Origin of the sequence: Pseudomonas japonica (assembly GCF_013522925.1) — a bacterium.
GTDB lineage: Bacteria > Pseudomonadota > Gammaproteobacteria > Pseudomonadales > Pseudomonadaceae > Aquipseudomonas > Aquipseudomonas japonica_A.
The window spans coordinates 1-25,422 of the sequence record NZ_JAAMQU010000007.1; the positions used below are offsets into that span (position 1 = coordinate 1).

The following is a 25,422-nucleotide window of genomic DNA, read 5'->3' on the forward strand; positions in this document are numbered from 1 at the left end:
CCATCAGCAACATCAGCAACATCATCGAGAACGCTACCGCCTCTCGTTCGACCATTCAGGACGTAGACTTCGCCGCTGAAACCGCTGAGCTGACCAAGCAACAAACCCTGCAACAGGCTTCCACCGCGATCCTGTCCCAGGCCAACCAGATCCCGTCCGCTGTTCTGAAGCTGCTTCAGTAATATCGGCCGCTGGTTAACGATGAGCCCCGCTTTCGAGCGGGGCTTTTTCGTTTGTGATCGGGTCATCCCACAATGCTCAAGCACCGTCCATCCAGCGGGTATAGCGGCGCTCTACCTCACTGATGGAGTTGTCAGCCAGTGGGTCCGGCCTGAAGCCACACCGGCCAAGCACCTTCTTCGAGCCGGCATTCGCCTCATACACATACGCCACAAGCTGCCTCAGGCCCCAGCGTATGCGCGCCTGTTCTATCAGGTGTTCAAGGGCCCGGGTCGCCAGCCCTTGCCCGCATACGCTTCGGGCAATCCGATAGCCCACCTCCGCGCGCTTCGCAGAAAGGTCGATGTCTTTGAGGTTGGCGCGGCCCACGATCAGCCCGCTCGCCTCTTCTATTACAAACGGGTGCCAGGTACCGGCGGCCAGCCCTGAGAGGTACGCATCGATCTGCACGGCTACACCTTTCAGGCAATAGAACGCCGGTGGCCGCGCCTCGATGTGGGTTTCGAACCATTCACGGTTCTCCAGCTCGAAGGCCAGTAACGCTTCGGCATCGGTGGCCACCAATTGGCGAATAACGAATCCTTCCATGTACGACGCATCCATCCGCGAAGGGCCATGCCCGGAAGGCGGATAGTGGCGGCTGCGCTTGCGCCGATCAATGCTCCAGCAACGCTCAGCCTGTATGCTGCCTGCCATCGCAGGGAGATGTCTGATTGAACGTATTGAAACGGATTGCGCTGTCGACGCTGGTGATGGCGCTGGCAGCCTGTACCCACCAACCACAACCCTCCGCCCCGACACCCGAGCAGGTACGCAGTACCCTGGAGCGCTTGCTGCCGCCTTCGGTCGGCAATCGCCAAGGCTGGGCGACGGACATTCAAACGGCGTTCGACACCCAGGGGCTCGAACCTACGGCGCAGAACCTGTGCTCGGTGATTGCGGTGATCGAACAGGAATCCAACTTCCAGGTAGACCCGCAGGTACCGGGCCTGGGCCGTATCGCCCGGGAAGAAATCGACCGCCGTGCCGGGCGCCTGCATGTTCCGGGTTTTCTGGTGGATGCCGCGCTGGCTATCAAGTCGCCCACGGGTGATACCTATGCCAAGCGCATTGCGGGCGCGCGCACGGAGCGCGAGTTGAGCGAGGCCTTCGAAGATTTCATCGGCATGGTGCCGCTGGGGCAGCAATTGTTCGGGACGCTCAACCCCGTGCACACCGCCGGCCCAATGCAAGTGGCGGTCGCATTTGCCGAGCAGCACGCCCGGGACTACCCGTACCCACGCCAGGGCTCCATTCGCCAGGAAGTGTTCAGCCGCCGCGGCGGCGTGTATTTCGGCACGGCGCACTTGTTGGGCTACCCCGTCAACTACCCAGAGCCCTTGTACCGCTTCGCCGACTTTAACGCCGGCCACTATGCCAGCCGTAACGCGGCCTTCCAGGCTGCTCTTAACCGCTTGGTGAAAGCGCGGCTGACGCTCGACGGCGACTTGATCGACTACGGCTCCTCCACCCCTGGGCAGACGGAATTGGCCGTGCGCTCGCTGGGTTCACGCCTGAACATGAGCGACAGCGCCATTCGCCGGGCACTGGAATCGGGCTCCGAACAAGGCTTCGAAGACACAGGCGTTTATCGGCGGGTGTTCGACTTGGCCGACCAGGTGGCGGGCCGACCTGTGCCACGGGCAGTGCTCCCCGGGATCACGCTGGAAAGCCCGAAGATCACCCGGCATCTGACCACGGCCTGGTTTGCCAAGCGCGTGGACGAGCGCCGCGCGCGCTGCGTGGCGCGAGAATAAGACCGGCCGTTTATTTTCAACGAAACGGCGAAAGTATTCCCGCAAGCGCCGGGTTTTTCCAAACGGATTACGACGCTAGCCTGACTTCAGGTCAACACTCATCAGGACAGCTACAGATGAAAGCCATTGTTTTCAAGCAACCGGCCTTGCCGATCGAACATCCCGAGTCCCTTTTCGAAATGGACCTGCCCAAGCCTGTGCCCGGCGCCCGTGACCTGCTGGTAGAAGTAAAAGCCATCGCGGTCAACCCGGTCGATACCAAGGTGCGAGCACGCAGCGGCGGCGAACAACCGCAGGTATTGGGTTGGGACACGGTAGGCATCGTGCGCGAAGTCGGCGAAGGCGTTTCGCTATTCCAGCCCGGCGATGAAGTGTTCTACGCCGGTGCAATCGATCGCCCGGGCAGCTACAGCCAATTTCACTTGGTGGACGAACGCATCGTTGGCCACAAGCCGCGCACCCTGGACAACGCCAGCGCTGTGGCGTTGCCGCTGACGTCCATCACCGCCTGGGAGCTGCTGTTCGATCGCCTCGGCATCGAAGAAAACGGCGGCCAGGGCAAAAGCCTGCTGATCATCGGCGCGGCCGGCGGCGTGGGCTCGATCCTTGTGCAACTGGCGCGCAAGCTCACTGGCCTCACGGTCATTGGCACGGCCTCACGGCCGCAGACACAACAGTGGGTAACCGAACTGGGTGCCCATCATGTGATCGATCACTCGGCTGCGCTGGCGCCTCAACTGGACGCGATTGGCCAGGGCTCGGTGGACTATGTGATCAGCCTCACCCACACCGACACCTACGCCGTGCAGATCGTTGACGTGCTGCGCCCTCAAGGCAAGCTGGCGCTGATCGACGACCCGGCCCAACTGGACGTGATGCCCTTCAAGCGCAAATCCCTTTCGGTACATTGGGAGCTGATGTTCACCCGCTCGCTGTACCACACCGAGGACATGATCAAGCAGCATGAGTTGCTGGAGCGCATTTCCAATCTGGTGGACACAGGCGTTATCAGGACCACTCTGGGCGAGCATTTCGGCGCCATCAACGCCGATAACCTCAAGCGTGCCCATGCATTGATCGAAAGCGGCAAGGCCAAGGGCAAGATCGTGCTCGAAGGGTTCTGATTGGAACGGCTCCAGCGAACTCGCGCTGCGCCTGGGTTCGCCGGCTGTGCCGGAAGGCCGGGCCCCGGCTCCTACGTGCCCTGCGCAACATAGCGTTCGAACTGCCCCGCCAGAAACGCCCGCAACGCTTGCACCGCCGGCCTGAGTGACGCGCGGTGCGGGCATACCAGTTGCAAGGGCGCGGGTTGGCCGTAATCCGGCGGGAAGATCTCGACCAGTCGGCCGCTGCGCACGTCATCCCTCACATCGAGCCCGGACTTGTAGGCTATCCCGAAGCCGGCGACGGCCCAGCGCCGAACGATATCGGCATCGTCGCTGATGCGATCGCCACTGATCTGAACGGTCTTTACCCCAACCGGCGTGTGAAAGCTCCAGCGTTCGAATGTCTGCTCGCCCATCACATAGCGCAGGCAATTGTGCTCGCTCAACGCCTCTGGCGTTGCGGGTAGCCCATGCCGCGCAATGTAGGCTGGCGATGCGCACAGGGTTCGCCTGTTGAAAGGCGCCAATGCCAGCGACACCAGGCTGGAGTCGGCCAACTGGCCATAGCGAATGCTGGCGTCCAGGTGCTCCCCAAACAGGTCGGCCACCTGATCACTTACCTGCAAGTGCAGCAGTACGCCGGGGTGCAGCCGCTGGAATTCGTCCAGCCATGGCAACAGCAGGTTGCGCCCGATATCGGAGGGCATCGACAGGCGCAGTGTGCCGGAGATCTCGTCGCGCCCCAGCGTAAGGGCAAGCTCTCCATTTTCCAGGGTTTCCAACGCCGAACGGGCATGGGGCAGATAGCGCTGGCCATCGTCGGATAACCGCAGCCGACGGGTGGAGCGCACGAACAACCTCACTCCCAGGCAAGCCTCAAGTCGCTGGACAGCACCACTTGCCAAGGCCGGGGAGATATCCAGCAAGCGCGCCGCCGCCGAAAAGCTACCCGCCTCGGCGGTCGTCGCAAACACCTGCAGGTCATCGATGCGGATTATTTTCTTCACGTTCACGGCAAGCTGATCGGGCACGAGGCGTTGCAGCGTAAGGGGAAACGCGCGCCTTGCCCAGCTAGCGGATAAACGGCCATACGCACGACCATTGCCCCAAAGCCCCGCCGCCTGCTGCGTTGCGCCGCTTCGCTGGCGGTTCGGCCAATTCAAGCTACTTTGGATGCACCGCAACACCAATGCAGTGCCTTCCGGCGGTCGACGCGGCCCCCAATTCGGGCAAAGGACTGTATGACATGACTACCACAAGCTCCGACGGCGTGCGGGTGATCCGCTCCGCCACTGGCAACACCCAGATAGACATCGCCAACGAAAACGACCCCGGCCGAACCGTCGCGGTACAGGCGGACGGCAAGATATGGGTCGCAGGCTTCACCCATAACTTCGGTGAGTTCTATCAATACGCGGTTACCCGGCTGAACCCCAACGGCACCCTGGACACTACCTTTGGCGACGACGGCAAGCAGGTGATTGCCGAGCAGATCATGCTGGGTGACGAGTACAGCATGGCCGTGCAGAACAACGGCAAGCTCCTCGTCACGCATGTGACCGCAGACGGCATGGACCTGGGCCTTGAAGTGACCCGCTACAACAACGACGGCACCCTGGACACCTCGTTCGGCAGCAACGGCGCGGCCCAGGTAAGCGGCGAAGTGAGCTACACCGACACCGGCACCACCGTGCTCAGCGACGGCAAGATACTGATTTCCGGGCGCGACGGCGGCACCTACACCGTGGCGCGGCTCAATGCCGATGGCTCACCCGATACCACCTTCCATGGCACCGGCGTGCTCGAGTTTACCGGCCCCACCTCAACCACCGGTTCCTTTGACTTCCCCATGAACGTGCAGGCCGACGGCAAGATCCTGGTGCCAGGCATGGACAACGACAAGTTCGGGCTGTACCGCTACAACCCCGACGGGAGCCTGGACACCACCTTCGGCAGCAACGGCCACGTGAGCTATAGCGTGGGCTCGGGCATCGACTGGGCTTACACCGTTACCGTGCAGCCAGACGGCAAGCTGCTGCTGGCCGGCTCCAGCGACACCGGTGACTTCAACCGCGACTTCAGCGTTGTTCGCCTGAACGCCAACGGCAGCCTCGACACCACCTTCAGCAGTGACGGCAAGGCCGCGTTCGCGGTGGGCCTGGAGGACGACAGCGTGCGTTCCGTTGCGGTGCAAAGTGACGGCAAGATCCTGCTGGGCGGCGGCACCGATGGTGACTACGGGGTGGTAAGGCTGAACGCGGACGGCAGCCTGGACCGCGGCTTCGGTACCCTCCTCAATGGCTTCGAAACCGTGATCGGTACGAACGGCAACGACGTGATCATTGGCAGTGACGTTCGAGATAATATCTCTGCCAACGCAGGCAAGGACCTCATCGACGGCGGCGCTGGCGCCGACAGCATCAGTACCGGAAGCGGCGCCGACGTGATCCGCTACACCGATATCAGCGACAGCTACCGCTCCCACAGCGACTTGATCCTGGACTTCAACGCCAACCAGGACCGTATCGACCTGGCGGCCCTTGGTTTCACCGGGTTTGGCAATGGCCGCGGCGGCACCTTGGCGGTGGTGGAGAACGAAAACAGCGAGCGCACCTACCTCAAAAGCTATGACGCCGACGCCGATGGCAACCGCTTCGAACTTACCTTGAACGGGCTGTACGAAGGTTTGCTGACCACAAGCAATGTGCTGTTTTCCGCCCTTACCCTCAACGGCACGGCGAGCGCCAACACGCTGACTGGCACCGCAGCCACCGAGGTGCTGAATGGGCTGAAGGGTAATGACACGCTGAACGGCGGTTTCGGCGATGATGTGCTGGTAGGCGGAGCCGGCCGAGACAACCTTACCGGCGGCAGCGGTGACGACGTGTTCCGGTTTGCCAACGTGGACGACAGCTATCGTACCGACACCACCGTCTTCAGCGACCTGATTACAGACTTTGTATCCGGCACCGACAGGCTGGACGTTTCCACGCTGGGCTTCATTGGCCTGGGCGACGGCCACGACGGCACGCTCAAGGTGCAGTTAAGCGGCGATGGCAGCCGTACCTACCTTAAAAGCCTGGATGCCACCGCCAACGGCCACCGCTTTGAAGTGTCCCTGACCGGTAACCATGCCGACCTGGCGGCCGCAGATGTGATTTTCAGCGCGCCGACCACCGACACGTCGGTGGCATTGCTGGGCACGCCTGTAGCTGAGCATGTGAGCTGACCGAGCCTGGCGCGCGCGGTTACCAGCGCGCGCCGAACACTGCCTCCAACTCATCCAGCGCTTCCCGGCTTAGCGGTGCCGGGCGGGGCTGGGTCATCAACCACAGCCGGGCGGTTTCCTCCAGCTCCTCCAGCGCATAACTGGCCTTGCTCACCGAACTTTCCCAGACCACCGGGCCTAGCCGTTCGAGCATTACGCCGCGTACCGCATTGGCCAGTTCCGCCACGCGCTGAGCCACGGCGGGCGAGCCCGGCCGTTGATAATCGATAAGCGGAATATGCCCCACCTTCATCACTTGATAAGGCGTGAGCGGCGGCAGGATATCGTCCTGCTGCCATACGCCGGCCAAGGTCAAGGCCACCAAGTGGGTGGAATGGGTATGCACCACGCCTCCGACTCCAGGATTGCGGTCATAGACCTGCCGGTGCAACGCCAGGGTTTTGGAAGGCTTGTCACCCGATACCCACTCCCCCGCCTGATTTACCTTGGCAATGGCCGAGGGGTCCAGCCGGCCGAGGCAGGCGTCGGTGGGCGTGATCAGCCAGCCGTCGTCGAGCCGGGCGCTGATATTGCCGGCGGAACCCACTGTGTAGCCGCGGCCATACAGGCTATGCCCCACGGTGCAGATTTCTTCACGTAGCGAGGCTTCACGGCTCATTGCCAGTCCCCCGCGAGCCGAAGCAGGGCTTTGGTGAAGAAATCCACGCTGCCAAAGTTGCCAGATTTAAGGGTAAGCCCCAGCGGCTCGGCCAGGCCCAAGGCCACCGTTACCGGCACGCCAGGGTCGATCTGGCCACCGATGCGCAGCGCGGTAATGCCTAGCGCTTGAACCACGGCACCCGAGGTTTCGCCACCGGCGACCACAAAGCGGCGGGTGCCACGCTCGTAGAGTTTTTTGGCCAGAGTACCGAGGGCTTCCTCGACCAGGGCCCCCGCGCGCTCCACGCCCAACTCCGCTTGCACCGCTTTCACCGTAGCGGGCTCGCTGGTGGCATAGATCAATACCGGCCCGGCCCGATCAGAGAACGCCAAGGCCTCCTCCACCACGGCTTCGCCCTTGGCCAGGCGCAGCGGGTCAATCCTGTAGCCGGGGCGCCCCGCTTCCAGCCAGGCGCCCACTTGGCCATTGGTCGCGCGCGAAGCACTGCCGGCCAGCACGACTGCGGGCCCGTCGATAACGGGTAGTGACGAAGCGTTGCCTTCAACCAGCAACCCCCGCTTGCGGAAATTGCCCGGCAGCCCCTGGGCCACTCCGGATCCGCCAGTGATCAGTGGCAGGTCCGCGCAAGCGGCGCCCAGGGTTTGCAGGTCTTCATCCGAAACGGCATCCGCAATGGCGATTCCCACTCCTTGCTCACGCAAGGCGACCAATCGCGCGCGGGTCGCTTCAGGGCCGGCAGCTACCTGGTCGTAGCGCAGCAAGCCCACCTTGTTCTGGCTCTGGCTTTGCAGCACCCGCACCAGGTTGGCGTCGGTCATCGGCGTCAACGGATGGTGCTCCATGCCCGATTCGTTGAGCAGGCCGTCGTTCACGAACAGATGGCCACGGAACAAGGTTCTGCCCGCTTCCGGGAATGCTGGGCAAGCGATGGTGAGAGGTACGCCCAGCGCCGCCTGCAGCGCTTCGGTTACCGGGCCGATGTTGCCCTTGGGCGTCGAATCGAAGGTTGAACAGTACTTGAAAAAGAACTGCTCGCAGCCCTGTGCTTTCAGCCAGGCCAACGCGGCGAGGGATTCGCGCACCGCGTCGGCGGGGGCGATGGTTCGAGACTTCAAGGCCACCACGATGGCGTCCGCGGTGAGGTCGGCCGCGGTGGCCGCATCGGGAATGCCGATGGTTTGCACGGTGCGCATGCCATTGCGCACCAGAATGTTGGCAAGGTCGGTGGCGCCGGTGAAATCGTCGGCGATACACCCCAGCAGCGGGCGGGCAGGGTTCATTGGGTCTCCATAAGCGCTGTCAGGCCGGCGAATACCGCATTACCAGCACATTCACAAAAACTAACATCATTGATAGTCCAATCCGGCGCTGCGCGCCAATCTATGGGTGAATCCTAACCTGATATGTGAATCAGTGTGAAATTATTTGACTTGGGTGTTAATAGCTCTCTAAGGTAAGGCACGCCACCCGATCGCTAGCCGAGTGACCTGGGTCCGCAGAACAAAAGCAATGTGAGGACGACCATGAACTTTGAACTGCTGTTCGCCGACCAAGCGGACACCACGGTGCGTTACGCACTGACCGGTGCCAAGGGAGGCTTCTCCCGCACCCTTCTTGCCCAGACTCGGCTGATGCCCAAGCTGTTCCCGGCGATTCTCTGCGACCTGGATGTGGCCGGCCTGCGCGCACTGTGCCTGGAGCTGGGCTACCCGGCCGGGCAATTGATCGAATGCGCGAACGTCGAAGCCGTCGCGCAGGCACCTGACGATGTGATCGTCTTGGTCGCCGACGTTGCTTTGCTGGCGGCCGAGCGCTACGACATCCTGGTGGAAGCCACGGGCAATCCGGCCATCGGACATCGTGTGGCACGCATCGCCTTGCAGGCCGGCCGCCATGTGGCCATGGTGAGCAAGGAAGTGGACTCGGTGGCAGGGGTTGCCCTTTCCCGCCTGGCCGCGCGGCACAAGGTGGTGTACACCACGGCGGATGGCGACCAGCCGGCCAACCTGATCGGCTGGGTAAGCTGGGCGCGCACGCTGGGCCTGGATATCGTTGCCGCGGGCAAATCCAGTGAATACGACCTGGTATTCGACCCGCGGCAGGGCACCATCACGCAGCTGGACACCACCATCGCGGCACCGGCCATGGCCGGGTTGCTGCAACTGGGCGATGACATCCGCGCCACCCTCAAGGCGCGCCGCGAAGTCCTCGACGGGCTGAAGACCAGCGCAACTGCCGATTACTGCGAAATGTCGGTGGTCGCGACCAATACCGGCTTAGTGCCTGATGTGGAGCTGCTTCACTACCCCATCGCCCGTACTGCTGAGCTGGCTGATATCTATGCCCTTCGCGAAGACGGCGGTGTGTTGGGCCGCAGCGGCGTGATCGAAGTGTTCAACGTGCTACGCCTGCCAGACGAAGCCAGCTTCGCCGGCGGCGTGTTCGTGGTGGTGCGCACCCATGACGCGCCTACCTGGGAGCTGCTGGCGCAAAAAGGCCATGTGGTAAGCCGCAACCGCCGCTACGCCTGCCTTTACCTGCCGTACCACTTCATGGGCGTGGAAACGCCTATCAGCCTGCTTAATGCCGTACTGCACGGCCGCGCCTCTGGCAGCGACAAGCCGACCCAATGCGCGGTGCTGGCCGGACGTGCCACGGCGGACATTCCGGCAGGCACCCAGCTCGCCATGGGCGGCCATCACCACGACGTCACCGGCGTTCAGGCGGTGTTGCTCAAAGGTACCGAGGCACCGACGGATATCGCGCCGCTGTACCTGGCCGCCCATGCCACCACCCGGCGCGCCATCGCCGCGGGCGAACTGCTACGCCTCGATGACCTGGAGCAGTACGACGCAGACCTGGCCGCAGCCTGGGCGCAAGGGTTCCCCAGCCATTGATCATCCACGGGCGCCAGTCGAGGCGCCTACTTCCACGCGCAGAGTTCCATAATAATTATGACCAGTGAACTGCTTACCCTGTTGATGGCCTCCGGGGCCATCGTGGTTTTGATCCTGCTGATTACCCAGCTCAAGCTCAACCCTTTCCTGGCCCTCACGCTGTCGGCGTTGGGGCTGGGGATGGTGGCGGGCGTGGGCGCCAACGAAACTGTGGAAAGCTTCGCCAAAGGCTTCGGTAGCGCCTTGAGCAAAACCGGCCCCGTGATCGGACTGGGTACCCTGCTCGGGGGCATCTTGCTCGGTTCGGGCGGGGCTGACCGCATCGCCAATGCCTTTATCGGCCAGCGGCCGGTGCAGTACGCGCCCTGGGCGGTCTGCGCCGCCGCGCTGTTGATCGGCATGCCGCACCTGTTCGATGTCAGCTTCATCATGCTGGCGCCGTTGGTGTATACGGTGGCCAAGCGCACCCACACGCACCTGCTGTATATCGGCCTGCCGTTGGCGGCCGGGCTGTATGTGTCTCATGGGCTGCTGCCGCCGCACCCTGCCCCTACGTTGGCGGTCGCAGCGTTTCATGCCAATACCGGCCTCACCATCTTCTACGGCCTGCTGATTGCCGTGCCCACCGCAATCATTTGCGGCCCGCTGTTCACCAAGGCCATCAGCCGCTGGTTCGGCCCCGCTCCGGACCTCTCCGCCGGGCCGGTCGGCGCCACTGAGGACAGCCAGCCGCGGCCAGTCTCCCTGCCCTTGTCGATCATCTCGGTCTTGCTGCCACCGGGCCTGATGCTGATCGGCACGCTGGGCATGGCGTATACCGCGAAGGGCACCGGCGCCTACGCCTTCTTCGGTTCGCTGAACAACCCGATCCTGTCACTGCTGGCGGCGGTGATCTTCGCCTTCTTCGCCCTCGGCCTGCGCTCGGGTTTCAACGTAGGCCAAGTGGGCAAGATGGCCAACAAGGGCCTGGCGCCGTTGGGAGCCATCCTGCTGATCCTTGGCGCCGGCGGCGGTTTCAAGCAGATGCTCACTTCCATCGAGCTGGACCAGCTGATCACTCACCACGCTTCGGGGTGGCCGGTGAATCCGTTGATACTGGCCTGGGGCATCGCCGCGCTGCTACGGATCTGCGTGGGCTCGGCCACCGTGGCCACCGTCGCGGCAACCGGCATTGTCGCCCCGCTGGCCCTGGCACATCCGGAACTGTCCCCCGAATTGCTGGTGCTGGCGACCGCCTCGGGCGCGGTGATGTTGTCCCACGTCAACGATTCGGGGTTCTGGCTGTTCAAGGAGTATTTCCAGCTGAGCGTCGCCCAGACCTTCCGCACCTGGACCTTGATGCTTTCTCTGCAATCAGTGATCGGCCTGATGGGCGTACTACTGATCGAAGCGGTGATTCGTTGATATCATTGGCCGCGCCCCGCTTTCCGGGGTGGCCGATCTGGAGCCGCGGCACGTGCCGAATAAAGACGAAAGCGCAGTGAGCAACGGCGCCCCCATCATCCCCGACCAGCGCCGAGAGCTGATGTGGCGGCAATTGCGCCGCCATCAGGTATTGAGCGTGCACCAGCTCACCGAGATGTTTCAGTGCTCACACATGACCATCCGCCGGGACATCGCGATTCTGGAGCGTGACGGGCTGGCGTATTCGGTGCCGGGCGGCGTGCGCATCGCCAGCCAGGTGGGCAGCGAGCCCAGCCATCAGCTCAAGGCCGTGGCGGAACTGCCTGAAAAGCAAGGCATGGCGCAACGGGCGGCCGCGTTGCTGCACCCTGACATGACGGTGTACCTGGACGCCGGTACCACCACACTTTCTCTGGTGCCGTACATCCGCCAGCACCGTGGCATGACCGTTGTGACCAACGACTTCACCATCGTGCAGGCGCTGGCTGATGCAACCGAGGTGGAAGTGATCCATACCGGCGGCCAGCTGGACCATCCCAACCGCTCCAGCGTGGGGCCGCTCGCCGCCGCGACCCTTCGGCGCGTGGCCACCGATATTGCGTTCATCTCCACCAGTTCCTGGGACCTCAAGCGCGGCATCACCACCCCCTCGGCGTCCAAGGTGGAAGTCAAACAAGCCGCACTGGAGTCAGCCGCTCAAACCGTGTTGATCGCTACCAGCTCCAAATACGGAACGTTTGGCACCTTCAAGATCGCCCCCTTGGACAGCTTCGACCTGATCATCACCGACACCGCCCTGGCCGAAGCAGCCGCCTTGGGTATCCGCGGGCTAGGGTTGGAGCTGGAGCTCACCGAGCCGGTGGAGGCACAAGGTGATGTGCCTGGCTGACTCGCGGCAAATCACCGGCCGCATGCGACGGTGATCAGCCCTCGCAAAACCGGATTCGGTTACCGAACGGGTCATACACTTCCAGCACCTTCCCCCACCCCTGCTCGACGATACCCGGGCGGCTGAAGCCGTAGTGTTTATCGTGTAATTCATCGCGAAGCGCTTCGATTCCAGTCATCGGCACAAACAGCGTCGAGCCTGGGGTCGCGTCGCCATGGTGTTCGGAAAGGTGCAGTTGCAAGTCACCCCGGCGCAAGCCCAGGTACAAGGGCAGGCCTGATTCGAATCGATGCTCGAACTCGACCGCGAACCCCAGGAAACCCAGATAGAATTCCCGCGCCTTCGCTTCGTCGAACATGCGAAAAATAGGAATGGGATTTTTGAATGTGATCATGTGCTGGCTATCCTGGCGGGCTCGGGGCAAGCAGTATTGCACGGGTGATCAATCCGCAAAGAGGCGGTAACCGTCTATGGACAATCAGGTATTCATTGTCTTCAGCGGCCTTCCTGGCACAGGCAAGACCACTATCGCCAAAGCCATCGCTCAACGAACAGGCTCGGTATACCTGCGCATCGACACCATCGAACAGGCGCTTAGAAACGCCGGCGTGCTGGCTGGGGACATTGGCTCAAGCGGCTATCAAGTGGCCAGCGACGTCGCGCTTGGCAATCTGCAGATAGGCAACAGTGTGGTGGTGGATTGCGTGAATCCGGTGGCCGAGAGCCGGCACGCCTGGGCCGCTGTCGCAACGAAGGCCGCCGTCAGGCTGCTGGACGTTCAGGTCGTGTGTTCCGACAAGGCCGAACATCGACGCAGGGTTGAAACCCGCCAGGCAGATGTACCAGGGCTGGTTCCGCCCAGTTGGCTATCTGTTCTGGAACATGAGTATGAGCCATGGCTGGAGGCGCCTTTCACGCTGGACACAGCCGAGCTGTCGCCGTTCGCGGCAGTAGCGGCGCTGCTTGAGCACATCATGCGCTCAGCAGCGCCGTCGGGTTAACGCCTTACACCATGTCGTTGCGAATCCACTCGATCACCGACGTACGCTTGGGCGCCCAGCCCAGCAATTCGCGAGCATTCGTGCCGCGCACCCGGCTATTGGAGCCCAGGCCATAATTGGCCATTTCATAGCCCCATTCCGCTTCGGCGTCAGCCAGGGGCCAGTCTTGCGATTTACCCAACCCCAGGGCTTCGGCCATCGCATTGGTCATGTCGACGAACGACGCCTCGCCGCTTTCGGCAAAGTAGAACGTACCCGCCGGGTTCTTCTCCAGTGCCAGCGCGTACAGTTCGACCACATCTTCGATGAACACGTTGGACCACACGTTTTCACCCGGCCCCACGTGGCGTACCACGCCGCTTTTGCTAGCCTGCTTGAGCAGCCGCGGTAGCTGCACGCTGTCCCGCTTCACGCCCAGGCTATGCCCGTAAATCAACGTGTTGCAGATCACCGCCGACCGTACGCCCTCTTTGGCCGAAGCGATCACCAGGTTGTCGATGGCCACGCGCGCGGCCTTGTCGGGCGTCGCTTCCGGCAGTTGGCCCTCGTAATAGATGTGCCCGCCGCCTTTGCCGCCGGAGGCATCGCCCACGATGCTGGAGCCGCTGGTGTGCAGGAAGGGCTTGTTGGAACCCTTCAGCCCTTCGATCAATGCCTCTACCGCGCTGCGATGGTCGCTACTTGCGGCATTGATAACGCCGTCGGCTGCACGCGCCTGCTCGGTGAGCAAGGCGCTGTCCTCCAGGGTGCCGATCACTGGAACGATCCCGAGGGCTTGGAGCTCCTCGGCTTGCTCGGGGCTGCGTACCAGCCCGGTAACCTGATGGCCGCGCTGGGCAAGGCCTGTTGCGATCGAACCGCCGATAAACCCTGCAGCACCGGTAATGAAGATATTCAAAGGCTGACTCCCGTGTGATGAATGATGGAGCCAGTATGTGCCTCGGGTTTTTGGCTAAAAAGGCGCGAATTGCCAAATGAATTTTGCGCTGAAGTCATGAAACGCCCGGCACGTCCATGTTGATCTTGCGCCACACCGCCTCGGCAAAGCTGTACACGGAAAACGCGATCAACCCCAACGCCATGGCCATTAGCAGCACACCGCCGGCCGGCAGGTTCTGCAAGGCCGCGAGGGCCTCTTTCATCCCCGGCGGGTCCATGGCCTGGTAGCTCGAACCGCTTACCAGCAGCAACAGCGAGATCTCGATAAACACCACGCCGCGCGCGATCAGGCCGAACCGGGAAACCGGACGCACGTACTCCATTGCCTCATGTGCATCGAAGTACTTCTCGAACGAAGCCTTCCAGCCCTTGATGATGTGTGCGATGCCTACGCCCAGCGGCACCATCGCGATGAGATAAACCAACAGGTTGGAATATTGCCAGGAGAGCAGATGGGCGAGCAGGTCGCGGGTTTGATCGCCCCCGCCGGAGCTTTTCGATTTACCGACCAACAACCCCAACGCAAACAGGGCCAGCGCACCGTTGACCATACCCCCGGCCAGCAAACCTGCCCGAATGGTCACGCCCTTGAGCCCCGTGCCATGGTGGTCCACATCGCGAACCGCTTGCACCACTCGCCAGCCGGCGAAGGCGAGCAAACCGATTACAACCAACCCCACCAGCACATCGCCAAGCGGGTGGGTGAGCACGGCCATCAGCGTGCCGTGGCTGTCTTTCGGCCTGGCCGAATCACGCGCGGCCAGCAAGGCGAAGATGCCCATGATCAGATAGATAACGCCCCGGGCGGCATAGCCGCTGCGGGCCAACAGGACGAGGGTGTGTTGCGGGGACATGGTACCTGGCTCTATGCAATTGATAGATGGCAGACCCGATGGGTGTGAAGGGGTTCGATTTGGCTCGTCTGCCTTACGATTTTCAGCAGGACTGCTTCAGTGGCCTGCAGGACTGTCCCGGATATTCATCCGTTCGTTGGAGGTGCAGAGGATTGGTTTGAGCCGGGCGAGCCGTAGGTGAAGCCCGCGAACTAACCCTCAAGCGCAGCGGAAACAGGCCGATAGCGTGGGCGCCCCTTGCCTGAAACGGATGGCCCATGTCGCTTCGCTCCGCCGCAAAGACGCTCATCGTTTTCGCTTGTACGCTTCAGGCGTCTTGCCTGTTTTACCGACCTATCCCGCCAGGCGCTTACAGCGATGGTTATTCATCGGGTTGCGAGGCGCGTAAACAGGATCAGGGTTACGCAGCACGCGACGCCGACCCTCGCGCCCACCTTCAGGGCGCCTATGCCGAAGGCTGGGCCCGCGGGTATTCAAGCTGTGAATCCTGGAGGGAGGAACAAGCGCGCGTGCACTGGCAGGGCGGGTCCGGCCAGAAAACATGTTCCAAACACGACAAGAAGCGGGGGCGCTGTGACTGATTTGATGCCTGAGCGTGCAATGACGCCGACCAAGGTCAGCCCCGTTCGCGGGCGCGCCATCGAAGCGTTCGAATCCATCGCCCCACGCCCTCGGCGATCCCAGGGGGCCGGGCTGATCGCGCTGGTTTTTCTACTCATATGCTTAGGCATGCTTGGCTTGAACTGGAACCGGGTGGTTAATTACCTCCACCCCGTTTCATCCGCCCTTCCCTCGAAGAGTGGGATCGGTCCGGTGAATAAACAGATGCTAAACCCCGCACCTCCTTCCGTTCCCCCTGCGGATAAGCCTGTGACCCAAGCCGCTCCAAGGCCGCTTTCCGATTGTCTCGGCAGCGGTGCCGCAATAGATGAGGAGGTGCTGCGTTGCCGGTTTGGTGAAGTGCCTCGCGCCAAGGCGGCAATCGCGCCTGCCCAGGGCATGGTATCTGCCGATTATCTGGCGCGGTTCCATACCGCCCAGGGGGGTGGCGCAAAGACCGCCCGTACGGTAGCGGTTGAAACTTACTCAATAACGAGTTGGGATGGCCGATCGGGGTATCTCGCCACGTGGCAGGTGAATGGCAACGACATCGATCACTCCAGTGTGTGCAGCAACTACCCGCGCGGGTCCATCGACTACCGGGAATGTCGCAAGGGCGCCAAACGCTGGTTCAAGGACCAATGTATTAAAAATAGCGACGCCGACGCACGCTCACGCTATTGCTCCGCCGCGTCGTCGTTCAGCCCGATGTAATGGGCAGGGAAAGCCTCGTGAGCGCGTGGCCAGCCCCGCCGCTGCAGTAATGAAAGGCAGCATTGTGACAACCTCCGACCTCATCTCACTGATACAGCGCGACCCTATAAGGATGAACATCCTGAGGCAGGTCCAGACGCTGGACCTACCGGATTGCTGGGTAGCCGCCGGTTTCGTTCGAAGTGCCGTGTGGGATCACCTGCACGGCCGACGATCGTCCCCGCTGCGAAGTGATGTCGACGTTATCTGGTTCGATTCTGATAACCATGAGGCTGAGCGAGACGTTAAGCTTGAGGCCAGGCTCTGCACGCTCGACTGCACCGTGGACTGGTCTGTGAAAAACCAGGCGCGTATGCACCTGCGCAATCACGATGCCCCTTACGCGAGCGCCGTTCAGGCCATGACTTGCTGGCCGGAAACAGCCACCGCTGTTGGGGTGAGGTTGAATCGGGAAGGAAAGGTTGAAGTCGCCGCCCCTCTTGGTCTGGACGACCTTTTCGCGCTGATCGTTCGCCCGACGCCTCGGTTCGAAGGCGACAAGTATGGGACCTACCTCAAGCGCATTCAGTCCAAGCAGTGGCATACCCTTTGGCCCCGCCTTGTGTACCTGGGATGAATGCCAGCCCCCGGCCTGCCACTCACCTGGAGTAGGCGAAGCCTGCGAACCGGCGCACCCAGCCCATTCCAGTGACGCCTTCCTCCTTCCTCCAACGCACATTCCCGGGCTTACGCCCGGTCCCACCCTGGCAGAACCGGCGCCATACCCATTCATGACAACAGGAACTCACCATGCACACCTTGGCCTGGCTCGAAGACCACATGGAGCACTGCCACACGATGGCGCAGTGGCTGTACGAACAGTTCACTTATGAATTCGAGCCCCTGCCTCTGGCGGCATGGCAACAGGAGTTCGCTGAGGGCCAGCACAACGGCGCCTGGAAGTGCCTCATCGCGCTTGAAGGCGAGCGGCTGTTGGGTGGGGCATGCCTTGCGGCCGATGACCTTCCGGGCCGTGCGGATCTGGGCCCTTGGCTGGCGTGCGTATACATCCACCCCGCCGCCCGTGAACGTGGGCTGGCGGGGGAGCTGATCGAGGAGATCTGCTGCCACGCCAAGGCAACCGGCGCTCGCACGCTCTACCTCCATACCCATGACCGCCAGGCGTATTACGCAAAACGCGGCTGGGTAACCTTGGAGCCGTTCCAGGCGTGGGGCAAGCAACACTGGCTGATGTCTCGACACATCGACGGCCAGGGCCCTCGCTGATCAGGCGCCAAAACCGCCGTCAATGGTCAAGTGGGCACCGGTGATATAGCCGCCTTCGGGCCCGGCAACGTGGGCTACCAGCGCGGCCACTTCTTCGGCGCGGCCATAGCGGTCCAGCGCCATGAGCGCCAGCATGCCTTCAGCGAAGTCCCCATTCGCCGGGTTCATGTCGGTGTCGATGGGGCCCGGCTGCACGTTGTTCACGGTAATCCCGCGGGGGCCCAGGTCTCTGGCCATCCCCTTCACCAGCCCCACCAGCGCCGACTTGCTCATGGCATACACACTGCCGCCGGGAAAGGGCATGCGGTCTGCGTTCACACTACCGATGTTGATGATGCGCCCGCCTTCCTTCATATGGCGGGCGGCCGCCTGGCTGGCCACGAACACGCTGCGCACATTCACCGCCAGGGTGCGATCGAAGTCTTCCAGGCTGATGTCTTCGACAGACCCCAACACCAGCACGCCCGAATTGTTGACCAGGATGTCGAGGCGGCCAAAGCTGGCCACTGTCTTTTCCACTGCAGCGCGTACCTCCTCTTCCCGGGCGGCATCGGCACGGATGGCCAGAGCGTTGCCGCCCTCGTCGTTGATGCTGGCCGCCAGCGCCTGGGCTTTCTCCGCCGAGTTCACGTAGGTAAAGGCCACGCTTGCGCCCTGCTCCGCCAGGCGTCGAACGATCGCTTCCCCGATACCCCGGGAGCCGCCTTGCACCAAGGCTACCTTTTCACTGAGTGTGTGGCTGATTTGCATGATGATCTCCTTTGAATAACGGTAAGCCCAGGCAGCCGAGGATGAACCTGTGCGGATGAACGAACCGGATCTCGAGCGAGAAACAGCGAAAGGAAGGCAGTAACAGCTGTGCGCAGCGCGAGGATCAGACAATCTCATGGCATGCATGCCGGATGGGCAACGAGGTGCATGGCTTTTGCAGCCTAGCAGCAAGTCGCACAGCGTGACGGGCACGCTCCGGCTGCACGTTGTGCGCTTGGGTATATTTACAGCCGCTGACTGGCTCTGTTATGTTCGGCTCACTTAACTGTGGTAACCCTTCCATGTTCTCAACCACCCACATCGCGCCTTTCGCGAAGCCCGCCGCCTCCCGGCAGCCGGGCAGCTGTGTGGTTGCCACTTGTGTTGTAGCAGCGGTCGCCTGCGTATCCCCTGCCCCGCCACGGCGGGTTGCGCTGGCCTGACCGGCCGACTGTCACAGCTCCAGCCTCAGAGCCTTCGAAACGCTGCCCCTGCATGGGGTGCTGGAGCCTGTCTGTTCTGAACACAGGTGATTCACTTCATGAGTATTTCCCGCTCTACCCTCGCCACTTATGGGGCCATGGGTTCTTTCGTACTGCTGTGGGGCAGCGCCGCAATCTTCACCCGTTGGGGGTTGGACCACGGTTCGCCTTTCGGGCTGCTGATCGTGCGCTTCAGCCTGGCCTTGTTCGCTTTGTTGTTGATAGGCGGTGTTCGCGGGCGTTGGTTGCCCGCCTCGGGCACCCGGATCTCGGTAGCGGCCACCGGCTTCATGCTCATCGGCGGGTATTCCATCTGTTACTTCAAGGCCATGGCCTACGGCATCACCCCCGGGGTGATCGCTACCCTGCTCGGTATACAGCCCATTCTCACGTTATTACTGCTTGAGCGTCGCGCGTCGCCGGCAAGGCTGGCAGGGCTGCTGGTAGCGCTCACCGGGCTGGTATTGGTGGTGTACGACAGCGTGATGGCGGCGCATGTGTCTGTGCTGGGGTGCGTTTTCGCGCTACTGGCGCTGGGCTTCATGACCACCGGGGCGATCCTGCAAAGGCGTGTCAGCCAGCACCCTGCCGAGGTGATGCCGCTGCAGTACGTGGTCAGCCTGCTGCTGTGCCTGGGGTTCAGCCCCTTCCAGCCCGTAGCGGTCAGCCTGGACATGGGCTTTATCGTGCCGGTGATGTGGTTGGGATTAGTGATCTCGGTAGGGGCGCAACTGCTGCTCTACCGCATGATCCAGGGTGGCAACCTGGTGAACGTCACTAGCCTGTTCTATCTGGTTCCGGTGGTTACCGTTGTGCTGGATTACCTGGTGCTAGGCAACGCGCTTGGGGCCATGAGCCTGGCGGGAATGGTGCTTATCCTGCTCGGGCTGGCAGTGGTTTTCCGCAGCAAGTGATGCGGTTTGGGGGCTGCATGTGCGGTGCATGTGCAGCCCCACCTGTTAAGCGTGCCAATGTGAAAAAAATGTCGACACTTTGTTACCGCTGCGTCTAGTTCTCATTTGCGTTTTCATTCAGAATCGTGCGCTTCCATTCACCTCCAGGAACCGCGACCTTGAAACCTCGTCTCCCCGCCACCTTGCTGTTAGCCAGTGCATGCACCGCGTTGCCGCTTGCCCACGCCGCCGATGTGGTCACATTGCCAACTACGCAAATCGAGGACACGGTCGCGGCCAGCGAAGGGGAACCTCAGGGCTATCAGGGCCAGCCGTCTTCAAGCACCACCAAGCTTGGCCTCACCAAGCAGGAAACACCGCAAGCCATCACCACCATCACGCGCAAGCAGATGGACGACTTCAAGATGAACAGCGTGAAGGACGCCATCCGCGCGGCGCCCTCCGTTACCGTGGAGCAAAGCGAAACCGACCGAACCGAGTTCACCTCGCGCGGCTTCGAGATTGGCACCTTTGAGTTCGATGGCATGGGCATGCCCTTCACCCAGTCGATCCAGAACGGTGACCTGGACATGGCCGAGTTCGAGCAGATCGACATTCTGCACGGCGCCAACGGTTTGATGAGCGGCACGGGCAACCCTTCGGCCACGGTGAACTACGTGCGCAAGCGCCCCACCGAAACCTTCCAGGCGCAGATCAACACCAGCGTGGGCTCGTGGGACAACCGCCGCGTGGACGTAGACGTGTCCGGCCCGCTCACCCCTACCGGCAACGTGCGCGGGCGCTTTATCTATGCCCACGACAAGGGCAACTCCTGGCTGGACCGCTACAGCCATGAAAAGAACGTCACCGCCGGCCTGCTGGCCTTTGACCTGTCCGACGCCGACACGCTGACAGTGGGCTTTACCCAGCACAACAGCGATTCAAACGGCAGCACCTGGGGCAACCTGCCGCTTACCGATTCTTCTGGCAACGCCATTCACTACAGCGGCCGCAGCTCAAGCGTGGGTCAATCGTGGACCTACTGGAACATCCATACCCAGCGCGCCTTCGCCGAGCTCAAGCATGAGTTCGACAACGGCTGGAATGCGACCGTGACGGCGACCGGAGTTACCGAGTACCAGGACACGAACATGTTCTACGTCTCCAGCGTGACCGGCGACGATGCCTACGTGTATGCGGCGGATACCTCGGGCAAATCCCACCAGATCATTGGCGAGGCGAAGGCGTCGGGGCCGTTCAGCCTCTTCGGCCGCGAGCACGAGCTGACCATTGGCGCGAGCTATGGCCGCACCCATCAGAAAGCCCGCGAGTACGACCCGTCCCGCGCAGATGTTGACCAATTCGGGTACTACCACACGTCGTTCGCCGGTCTGTTGGCGGGCACGGCGGCGAAACCTGGCTTCGTCTACACCAGCGACACTAATACGCAGAACTTCGAAGATCGCCAAAAGAGCCTGTTCGCGGGTGCGCGCTTCAGCCTGGCCGATGACCTGCACTGGATCGCCGGCGCACGAATGATCAGCGCAGACGGTTCAGGCCTCAGCTACGGTTCAGACCACTCCATGCGCGAACATGGCAAGGTTACCCCGTACACCGGCCTTGTATACGACCTGAGCAAGCAGTGGGCGCTCTACGCAAGCTGGACCGAGATCTTCAACCCGCAGTACAACACGGTCGGCCTGGACAAGAGGCCGCTCGACCCGCTGGAAGGCAAGAGCCTTGAAGCGGGTATCAAGGGCCGCCTGATGGACAACCGCCTGGACCTTACTGCCGCTGTTTTCAAGACCAAGCAAAGTAACGTCGCGGGCGCGTACGTATTCGATGGTTCTCAGTACCTCTACGAAGCAGTGGACTACAAAAGCCACGGCATCGAGCTGGAAGCGTCCGGCGAGGTCTACCCAGGCCTGGACCTCCTCGCTGGCTACACCTATGTCCGCATCGACGACGACAACGGCGACAAGGCGCGCAGGTTCATACCGACCCACAGCTTCCACGGCCTGGCCACCTACCGCCTGCCCTTCATGCCGAAAGCGACCGTGGGTACGCGCGTAAGCTGGCAGAGCGGCATCCAGAACGACACCACCAGCGTGATTCGCCAGAATGCCTACGCCGTGGTCGACCTGATGGCCGGGTATGACATCGACGAAAACTGGAGCACCGCGCTGAACTTCAACAACATCAGCGACCGCAAGTACTTCACTTCCCTTTACAGCGGGACCGCCAGCAACTACGCGGCGCCTCGTAACGTGACCGCTTCGGTCAGCTGGAAGTACTGACCCTCCCGCCCGCTTCGCCTGGGCCCACCTGATGGGCCCAGGCTGAACCGCCTCAGGCCACCGGCGCCTGCCCCTCGGGCGCCGGGTCGGCCAATCGCAAACTGTCACGCCCGCCTCGCTTGGATTCATAAAGCGCGGCGTCGCCTTGTTCGATGAGTGCCGCCAGGCTTGCAGGTGGCCGCACGAACAGGCTGGCGCCGATGCTGAGGGTAACCGCCTCGGCGGTAGGAAAAGCCTGGGCGGCAAACTGCTGGAACCGCTCACGCAATTGCTCGCCCAGCGACAGCACCTGTGCCTGTGACGCCCCGCCCAGCAGCATGATGAACTCGTCCCCGCCCAGCCGGGCCGCCAGTGCACCCTCGGGCAATACTGCGCGGATCATTTCACTCAACGACACCAGCAGGCGGTCGCCCGCACTGTGGCCGTACAGGTCGTTCACCGGTTTGAAGTTGTCGATGTCGATCAATAGCGCGGCGCCCGGCCTTGCAGCGCTGGCGGTGCTCAGCAACCGGGGTGCCTGAACATCCAGCGCACGGCGGTTATACAAGCCGGTGAGCGGATCCCGCGCGGCCAGGCGGGCGATGCGGGTTTCGCGCCGATAGCGCTCCGTACCGGTCATCGACAGCGCAATCAACATGATCGCCATCGCACCCTCCACCAGGGAGATCTGAATGATCTCGCCTCGGAACGCCGTAAGGTCGATCACGGTGCCGGGAATACCGGCGCTCAGCGCCTTGGCGAAATAAAACGTGCCGTGGGCCAACAGCACATATCGCAACTGCACCGCGCCCACCGTGAGGGATTTCCCATGCGGGCGCAGCAGCAGGCCAGCCCTGAACATCAGCACAGCCACCAGCAAGGAGTTGGCAGCGAGCATCAGCTTGGACCAGGAAGGGTCGTCGGGGAGCAACAACAGCCCTGCCCAGCCCACGAATATCAGGTACCAGGCCCGTGAAAGCCGCGCCTGGGTGAAGCGTGCCACCCCTAGCAAAAACAGCCAGTGCGCAACCACCAGCAAGCCATTGGCGAACCAGATGCCTACCAGTAACAGGCCGCTGCCACGCAGCAGGGCCAGCGTGGACCCCACGGCAATAGTGGCAAACCCGCTGCTCCAGAACAGTAGCGAGGGCTGACGCACGCTGCGCCATTCCACCGCCAGGTACAACGCGGCGGCGGCCGCGAGGGCGATCGTGATGGTGAGCATGGTTGGGGGGTCGAGCGCGATAAACACGGGCGGGCCTGAAGTCGACAAAAAAGAGGGGGATTGTAAGCCGTTACGCTTGGTTTTCAGAGCGCCGGTTCGCCTCTGGCCGACGGCAGGCGGGGGTGCGCAGGCAAGCCAGCCGTCACCGCCGAGCCCGCGCCTTGCACTGCTGATGTAGATTCGACGGTAGGTCAGTCAGCAGCTGGAGAACCGAAAATTTCCAGGTCCAGCACCACTTCGCGCAAAGGCTCGAGCCTTGCGTGGGCACGGTCCGCCTGCTCCAGGCAATAGGCGGCGTCGGCAGTGTGCCCCGCCTCGCTGGCAAGCTCCGCCATCTGCCTTAGCAGCAGGATGCGTTCTTCCAAGGCTCGCAGTACATCCCAAAGGCCTTCATCCACGCTTTCGTTGATCGCGCCGATAAGGGTTTTCATGGAATAGGCGTGGCCCGTATGACAACGGAAGCGGATGATCCGCCCTTCTTTGATTTCCACCAGTGCGCCATGGCACTCCGGGCAGGTGTACCTGGACACCTTGCCAAGCCCGAACACCCCTTCTTCAAGGCCTCTGCCGCTCATACTGATCCGGTTCTCGATCACCAGGTGCTCATTCACGGCGTCCGGTACGAGCTCATGGGTGAGCGCTCGTTCGCTGACCAGCTCGCCAATCCGCTCCGCCAGCGATCGTACCGGGGCAACGAAGTCCACCTTCACGTGGTCGATGGCGCTCTGCGGCATGGAACTGTGCATGGCTTCGGCGGGGTCTTGCACCAGTGCGAAGCCGTTGCGGTCCTTGATCGCCCAAAGCCCGGCAGTGCCGTCGTCCAGGGCTCCGGTAAGCACCACCCCGATGGCGTTGCGCCCATAAGCGACGGCGGCCGACCTGAACAACACGTCGATGGCCGGCCGAGCCCTGCACTCCCGCGGCCCGCGGGTCACACGTATCCCTTGCGGATCGAGCATCAGGTGGCGATCGGGCGTTGCCACATACACCGTGCCGGGTTTCAGCGCCTGATCCTCATAAGCCGCGATGACCGGCAGTCGGGTGGCCCGGGAAAGGATGCGGTCGAGGTTGCTCCTGGCCTGGGGAGGAATATGCATCACCACCAGGAAGGCGGCATGTGTGTCAGGGTCGATGACCTCGAAAAACTGCTGCAGCGCGTCCACGCCCCCCGCAGACGTCCCGACTACAACGACCTTCCGTGCCTTGCCAGGTTTATCCATGCTGCTCACGTTCCTTCAAGCCATGCCAAAGCGGGAGCCCCCGCCGGTTGGGTGCCGGCCAGCCAAGGGTGTAGTGCGACAAACTGCAGGTTGGCTCGCCTGGCAAGGATTTGGACCGCTGCGTGAAGGTGGTGTTCGGTGGCGTAGTGAACTGAAACACCAAGGAAACTGCCCAAACGGCTACTGCACCGTTGCGCCCTGCCCCGCGCCCTTCTGCGCCGTGAGCGCCTTCAGGCTGCCATCGGCACGCATTTCGGCAATGGCCCGATTGAAGCCCTTGATGATTTTGCCGTGGTCCGGTGTTTTAAGGCTTACCAGAATACGCAGGTCGGCTTCGGCCAACGGCGTGGGCAGCGGCTCGACCTGGCTTTGAATCGGCGCGGGTTGCCGTTCCAGCACATAACGGCCTACGCGCTCGTCCTCCACCGCCAGGGCTACCCGCCCGGCGGCGAGCATTTCAGTCGCCATGGCGAAGTTTTTCACCGGTATCTTCAGCAGGTTGCTGTTGCGGGTGAAGGCCGGGCTGTAGGCGTAGCCCCGCGCGACGGCGATGGGGTACTCAGCCAGGCCGTCGAGGTCTCCATCGAAGTCGACCGCAGCCCCCCGCTGGCGCCAAAACAGAATGCGGTTGGCCAGGTATCCCTCGGAATGCTCGCCAATGCGGGTGCGGTCGTCGTTGTACCATACCGTGACCAGCACGTCGTAGCGCCCATCTCCGATGCCTTGCACCGCCCGCGCCCACGGTAGTTGCTGAAACTCGCAGGGGTAGCCCGCGCGGGTCAGCGCTGCGGCGACCACGCTGGTAGCCACCCCACCGCCGGGCAGCGAAACATCCACATAAGGTGGCCACAGATCGCCTACCAACCGCAGCGGCGCGGGCCAGGCCGCAGCAGGAAGCAACAGTGAAACCATCAGGCAACCGCTGGATAACAGTGTGCGCATGTACTTCTCCCGCGCGTGGCCAGCCCATGGCTGAAAGCGCCTGCGCCGACGATAGGCTGTGCGGTGACTGCACGCTAGCCCCTGGCGGAAAGATCCTG

Annotated in this window: 23 protein-coding genes and 1 pseudogene; 13 read left to right on the forward strand and 11 right to left on the reverse strand. The window is 62.5% G+C overall.

Going from position 1 to position 25,422, the window contains the following annotated elements; translation table 11 throughout:
• A partial coding sequence (locus G7016_RS12525; protein ID WP_258195172.1) for a flagellin occupies positions 1–182 on the forward strand: 182 nt, incomplete at its 5' end.
• 76 nt (positions 183–258) lie between these two features.
• Here G7016_RS12525 and G7016_RS12530 read toward each other — a convergent pair.
• Complete coding sequence (locus G7016_RS12530) at positions 259–768, reverse strand: GNAT family N-acetyltransferase (RefSeq protein WP_181114607.1); 510 nt, start codon at positions 766–768, stop codon at positions 259–261.
• A 164-nt stretch (positions 769–932) separates the two neighbouring features.
• Between G7016_RS12530 and G7016_RS12535 the strand changes: the two genes are divergently transcribed.
• Positions 933–1,976: a DUF1615 domain-containing protein gene (locus G7016_RS12535; RefSeq protein WP_181115183.1), complete on the forward strand. Its 1,044-nt coding sequence runs from the start codon at positions 933–935 to the stop codon at positions 1,974–1,976.
• A 116-nt stretch (positions 1,977–2,092) separates the two neighbouring features.
• Positions 2,093–3,100 carry a zinc-binding alcohol dehydrogenase family protein gene (locus tag G7016_RS12540; protein ID WP_181114609.1) on the forward strand — a complete coding sequence of 336 codons (1,008 nt, stop codon included), beginning with the start codon at positions 2,093–2,095 and terminating at the stop codon, positions 3,098–3,100.
• 71 nt (positions 3,101–3,171) lie between these two features.
• Here G7016_RS12540 and G7016_RS12545 read toward each other — a convergent pair whose 3' ends face one another.
• Positions 3,172–4,113 (reverse strand): LysR family transcriptional regulator, encoded by a 942-nt coding sequence (locus G7016_RS12545; protein ID WP_308812163.1) that lies wholly within the window; start codon positions 4,111–4,113, stop codon positions 3,172–3,174.
• A 215-nt stretch (positions 4,114–4,328) separates the two neighbouring features.
• On the opposite strand from G7016_RS12545, the gene G7016_RS12550 reads away from it, so the two are divergent.
• Positions 4,329–6,311 carry a M10 family metallopeptidase C-terminal domain-containing protein gene (locus G7016_RS12550; RefSeq protein ID WP_181114612.1) on the forward strand — a complete coding sequence of 661 codons (1,983 nt, stop codon included), beginning with the start codon at positions 4,329–4,331 and terminating at the stop codon, positions 6,309–6,311.
• Between the two features lie 19 nt (positions 6,312–6,330).
• Here G7016_RS12550 and otnC read toward each other — a convergent pair whose 3' ends face one another.
• Both otnC and otnK read right to left on the reverse strand, forming a co-directional pair.
• Positions 6,331–6,969 carry a 3-oxo-tetronate 4-phosphate decarboxylase gene (gene otnC / locus G7016_RS12555; protein WP_181114615.1) on the reverse strand — a complete coding sequence of 213 codons (639 nt, stop codon included), beginning with the start codon at positions 6,967–6,969 and terminating at the stop codon, positions 6,331–6,333.
• Positions 6,966–8,252, reverse strand: coding sequence for a 3-oxo-tetronate kinase (otnK, locus tag G7016_RS12560; RefSeq protein WP_181114618.1), 1,287 nt, complete (start codon positions 8,250–8,252; stop codon positions 6,966–6,968). The genes otnC and otnK overlap by 4 nt, the downstream gene beginning before the upstream one ends.
• A 243-nt stretch (positions 8,253–8,495) precedes the next feature.
• Here otnK and G7016_RS12565 point away from each other — a divergent pair, with 243 nt between their 5' ends.
• The 3 genes from G7016_RS12565 to G7016_RS12575 all read left to right on the forward strand — a co-directional run bounded on the left by G7016_RS12565 (position 8,496) and on the right by G7016_RS12575 (position 12,162).
• Positions 8,496–9,869 carry a homoserine dehydrogenase gene (locus tag G7016_RS12565; protein WP_181114621.1) on the forward strand — a complete coding sequence of 458 codons (1,374 nt, stop codon included), beginning with the start codon at positions 8,496–8,498 and terminating at the stop codon, positions 9,867–9,869.
• Between the two features lie 57 nt (positions 9,870–9,926).
• Positions 9,927–11,273, forward strand: a complete 1,347-nt coding sequence (locus G7016_RS12570; protein ID WP_181114623.1) for a GntT/GntP/DsdX family permease — start codon at positions 9,927–9,929, stop codon at positions 11,271–11,273.
• Between the two features lie 121 nt (positions 11,274–11,394).
• Complete coding sequence (locus G7016_RS12575; RefSeq protein ID WP_219854440.1) at positions 11,395–12,162, forward strand: DeoR/GlpR family DNA-binding transcription regulator; 768 nt, start codon at positions 11,395–11,397, stop codon at positions 12,160–12,162.
• Between the two features lie 34 nt (positions 12,163–12,196).
• Here the strand turns inward: G7016_RS12575 and G7016_RS12580 are convergent.
• Positions 12,197–12,553, reverse strand: a pseudogene (locus G7016_RS12580) (glyoxalase superfamily protein); the annotation flags it as partial.
• Positions 12,554–12,632: 79 nt separating this feature from the next.
• Between G7016_RS12580 and G7016_RS12585 the strand changes: the two are divergent.
• The gene (locus G7016_RS12585) at positions 12,633–13,163 is read left to right on the forward strand and encodes an AAA family ATPase (protein ID WP_181114630.1); all 531 of its coding nucleotides are present in this window, start codon (positions 12,633–12,635) and stop codon (positions 13,161–13,163) included.
• 4 nt (positions 13,164–13,167) lie between these two features.
• Here the strand turns inward: G7016_RS12585 and G7016_RS12590 are convergent, their stop codons facing one another.
• Both G7016_RS12590 and G7016_RS12595 read right to left on the reverse strand, forming a co-directional pair.
• Positions 13,168–14,061, reverse strand: a complete 894-nt coding sequence (locus tag G7016_RS12590) for an NAD-dependent epimerase/dehydratase family protein (RefSeq protein WP_181114632.1) — start codon at positions 14,059–14,061, stop codon at positions 13,168–13,170.
• Between the two features lie 94 nt (positions 14,062–14,155).
• Positions 14,156–14,956: a DUF1206 domain-containing protein gene (locus tag G7016_RS12595; RefSeq protein ID WP_181114634.1), complete on the reverse strand. Its 801-nt coding sequence runs from the start codon at positions 14,954–14,956 to the stop codon at positions 14,156–14,158.
• 600 nt (positions 14,957–15,556) lie between these two features.
• Between G7016_RS12595 and G7016_RS12600 the strand changes: the two genes are divergently transcribed.
• The 3 genes from G7016_RS12600 to G7016_RS12610 all read left to right on the forward strand — a co-directional run bounded on the left by G7016_RS12600 (position 15,557) and on the right by G7016_RS12610 (position 17,536).
• The gene (locus G7016_RS12600) at positions 15,557–16,270 is read left to right on the forward strand and encodes a hypothetical protein (RefSeq protein WP_181114636.1); all 714 of its coding nucleotides are present in this window, start codon (positions 15,557–15,559) and stop codon (positions 16,268–16,270) included.
• A 61-nt stretch (positions 16,271–16,331) separates the two neighbouring features.
• Positions 16,332–16,886 (forward strand): nucleotidyltransferase family protein, encoded by a 555-nt coding sequence (locus tag G7016_RS12605; RefSeq protein WP_181115188.1) that lies wholly within the window; start codon positions 16,332–16,334, stop codon positions 16,884–16,886.
• 173 nt (positions 16,887–17,059) lie between these two features.
• The gene (locus G7016_RS12610; protein WP_181114638.1) at positions 17,060–17,536 is read left to right on the forward strand and encodes a GNAT family N-acetyltransferase; all 477 of its coding nucleotides are present in this window, start codon (positions 17,060–17,062) and stop codon (positions 17,534–17,536) included.
• Here G7016_RS12610 and G7016_RS12615 read toward each other — a convergent pair whose 3' ends face one another.
• Positions 17,537–18,286 carry a 3-oxoacyl-ACP reductase family protein gene (locus G7016_RS12615; protein WP_181114640.1) on the reverse strand — a complete coding sequence of 250 codons (750 nt, stop codon included), beginning with the start codon at positions 18,284–18,286 and terminating at the stop codon, positions 17,537–17,539. It lies immediately after the preceding gene.
• Positions 18,287–18,827: 541 nt separating this feature from the next.
• Here G7016_RS12615 and G7016_RS12620 point away from each other — a divergent pair.
• Together G7016_RS12620 and G7016_RS12625 are read left to right on the forward strand one after the other, a co-directional pair.
• Complete coding sequence (locus G7016_RS12620; protein ID WP_181114642.1) at positions 18,828–19,682, forward strand: DMT family transporter; 855 nt, start codon at positions 18,828–18,830, stop codon at positions 19,680–19,682.
• Positions 19,683–19,840: 158 nt separating this feature from the next.
• A complete protein-coding gene (locus G7016_RS12625) occupies positions 19,841–21,958 on the forward strand; it encodes a TonB-dependent siderophore receptor (RefSeq protein WP_258195174.1) in 2,118 nt (705 codons plus the stop codon).
• A 52-nt stretch (positions 21,959–22,010) separates the two neighbouring features.
• Here the strand turns inward: G7016_RS12625 and G7016_RS12630 are convergent, their stop codons facing one another.
• From G7016_RS12630 to G7016_RS12640, 3 genes are all read right to left on the reverse strand, one after another.
• Complete coding sequence (locus G7016_RS12630; protein WP_181115192.1) at positions 22,011–23,183, reverse strand: GGDEF domain-containing protein; 1,173 nt, start codon at positions 23,181–23,183, stop codon at positions 22,011–22,013.
• A gap of 170 nt (positions 23,184–23,353) precedes the next feature.
• A complete protein-coding gene (locus tag G7016_RS12635) occupies positions 23,354–24,382 on the reverse strand; it encodes a chemotaxis protein CheB (protein WP_181114644.1) in 1,029 nt (342 codons plus the stop codon).
• 180 nt (positions 24,383–24,562) lie between these two features.
• Positions 24,563–25,324, reverse strand: a complete 762-nt coding sequence (locus G7016_RS12640) for a substrate-binding periplasmic protein (protein WP_181114646.1) — start codon at positions 25,322–25,324, stop codon at positions 24,563–24,565.
• Positions 25,325–25,422 lie beyond the last annotated feature (98 nt).

Bases quoted from the DNA above. Each gene is read 5' to 3' on its own strand.
- G7016_RS12530 (WP_181114607.1), bottom strand. From the start codon at position 768: ATGGAAGGATTCGTTATTCGCCAATTGGTGGCCACCGATGCCGAAGCG.
- G7016_RS12575 (WP_219854440.1), top strand. From the start codon at position 11,395: ATGTGGCGGCAATTGCGCCGCCATCAGGTATTGAGCGTGCACCAGCTC.
- G7016_RS12535 (WP_181115183.1), top strand. From the start codon at position 933: ATGGCGCTGGCAGCCTGTACCCACCAACCACAACCCTCCGCCCCGACA.
- G7016_RS12585 (WP_181114630.1), top strand. From the start codon at position 12,633: ATGGACAATCAGGTATTCATTGTCTTCAGCGGCCTTCCTGGCACAGGC.
- G7016_RS12550 (WP_181114612.1), top strand. From the start codon at position 4,329: ATGACTACCACAAGCTCCGACGGCGTGCGGGTGATCCGCTCCGCCACT.
- G7016_RS12600 (WP_181114636.1), top strand. From the start codon at position 15,557: ATGACGCCGACCAAGGTCAGCCCCGTTCGCGGGCGCGCCATCGAAGCG.
- G7016_RS12595 (WP_181114634.1), bottom strand. From the start codon at position 14,956: ATGTCCCCGCAACACACCCTCGTCCTGTTGGCCCGCAGCGGCTATGCC.
- G7016_RS12610 (WP_181114638.1), top strand. From the start codon at position 17,060: ATGCACACCTTGGCCTGGCTCGAAGACCACATGGAGCACTGCCACACG.
- otnK (WP_181114618.1), bottom strand. From the start codon at position 8,252: ATGAACCCTGCCCGCCCGCTGCTGGGGTGTATCGCCGACGATTTCACC.
- G7016_RS12615 (WP_181114640.1), bottom strand. From the start codon at position 18,286: ATGCAAATCAGCCACACACTCAGTGAAAAGGTAGCCTTGGTGCAAGGC.
- G7016_RS12565 (WP_181114621.1), top strand. From the start codon at position 8,496: ATGAACTTTGAACTGCTGTTCGCCGACCAAGCGGACACCACGGTGCGT.
- otnC (WP_181114615.1), bottom strand. From the start codon at position 6,969: ATGAGCCGTGAAGCCTCGCTACGTGAAGAAATCTGCACCGTGGGGCAT.
- G7016_RS12620 (WP_181114642.1), top strand. From the start codon at position 18,828: ATGAGTATTTCCCGCTCTACCCTCGCCACTTATGGGGCCATGGGTTCT.
- G7016_RS12540 (WP_181114609.1), top strand. From the start codon at position 2,093: ATGAAAGCCATTGTTTTCAAGCAACCGGCCTTGCCGATCGAACATCCC.
- G7016_RS12570 (WP_181114623.1), top strand. From the start codon at position 9,927: ATGACCAGTGAACTGCTTACCCTGTTGATGGCCTCCGGGGCCATCGTG.
- G7016_RS12635 (WP_181114644.1), bottom strand. From the start codon at position 24,382: ATGGATAAACCTGGCAAGGCACGGAAGGTCGTTGTAGTCGGGACGTCT.
- G7016_RS12640 (WP_181114646.1), bottom strand. From the start codon at position 25,324: ATGCGCACACTGTTATCCAGCGGTTGCCTGATGGTTTCACTGTTGCTT.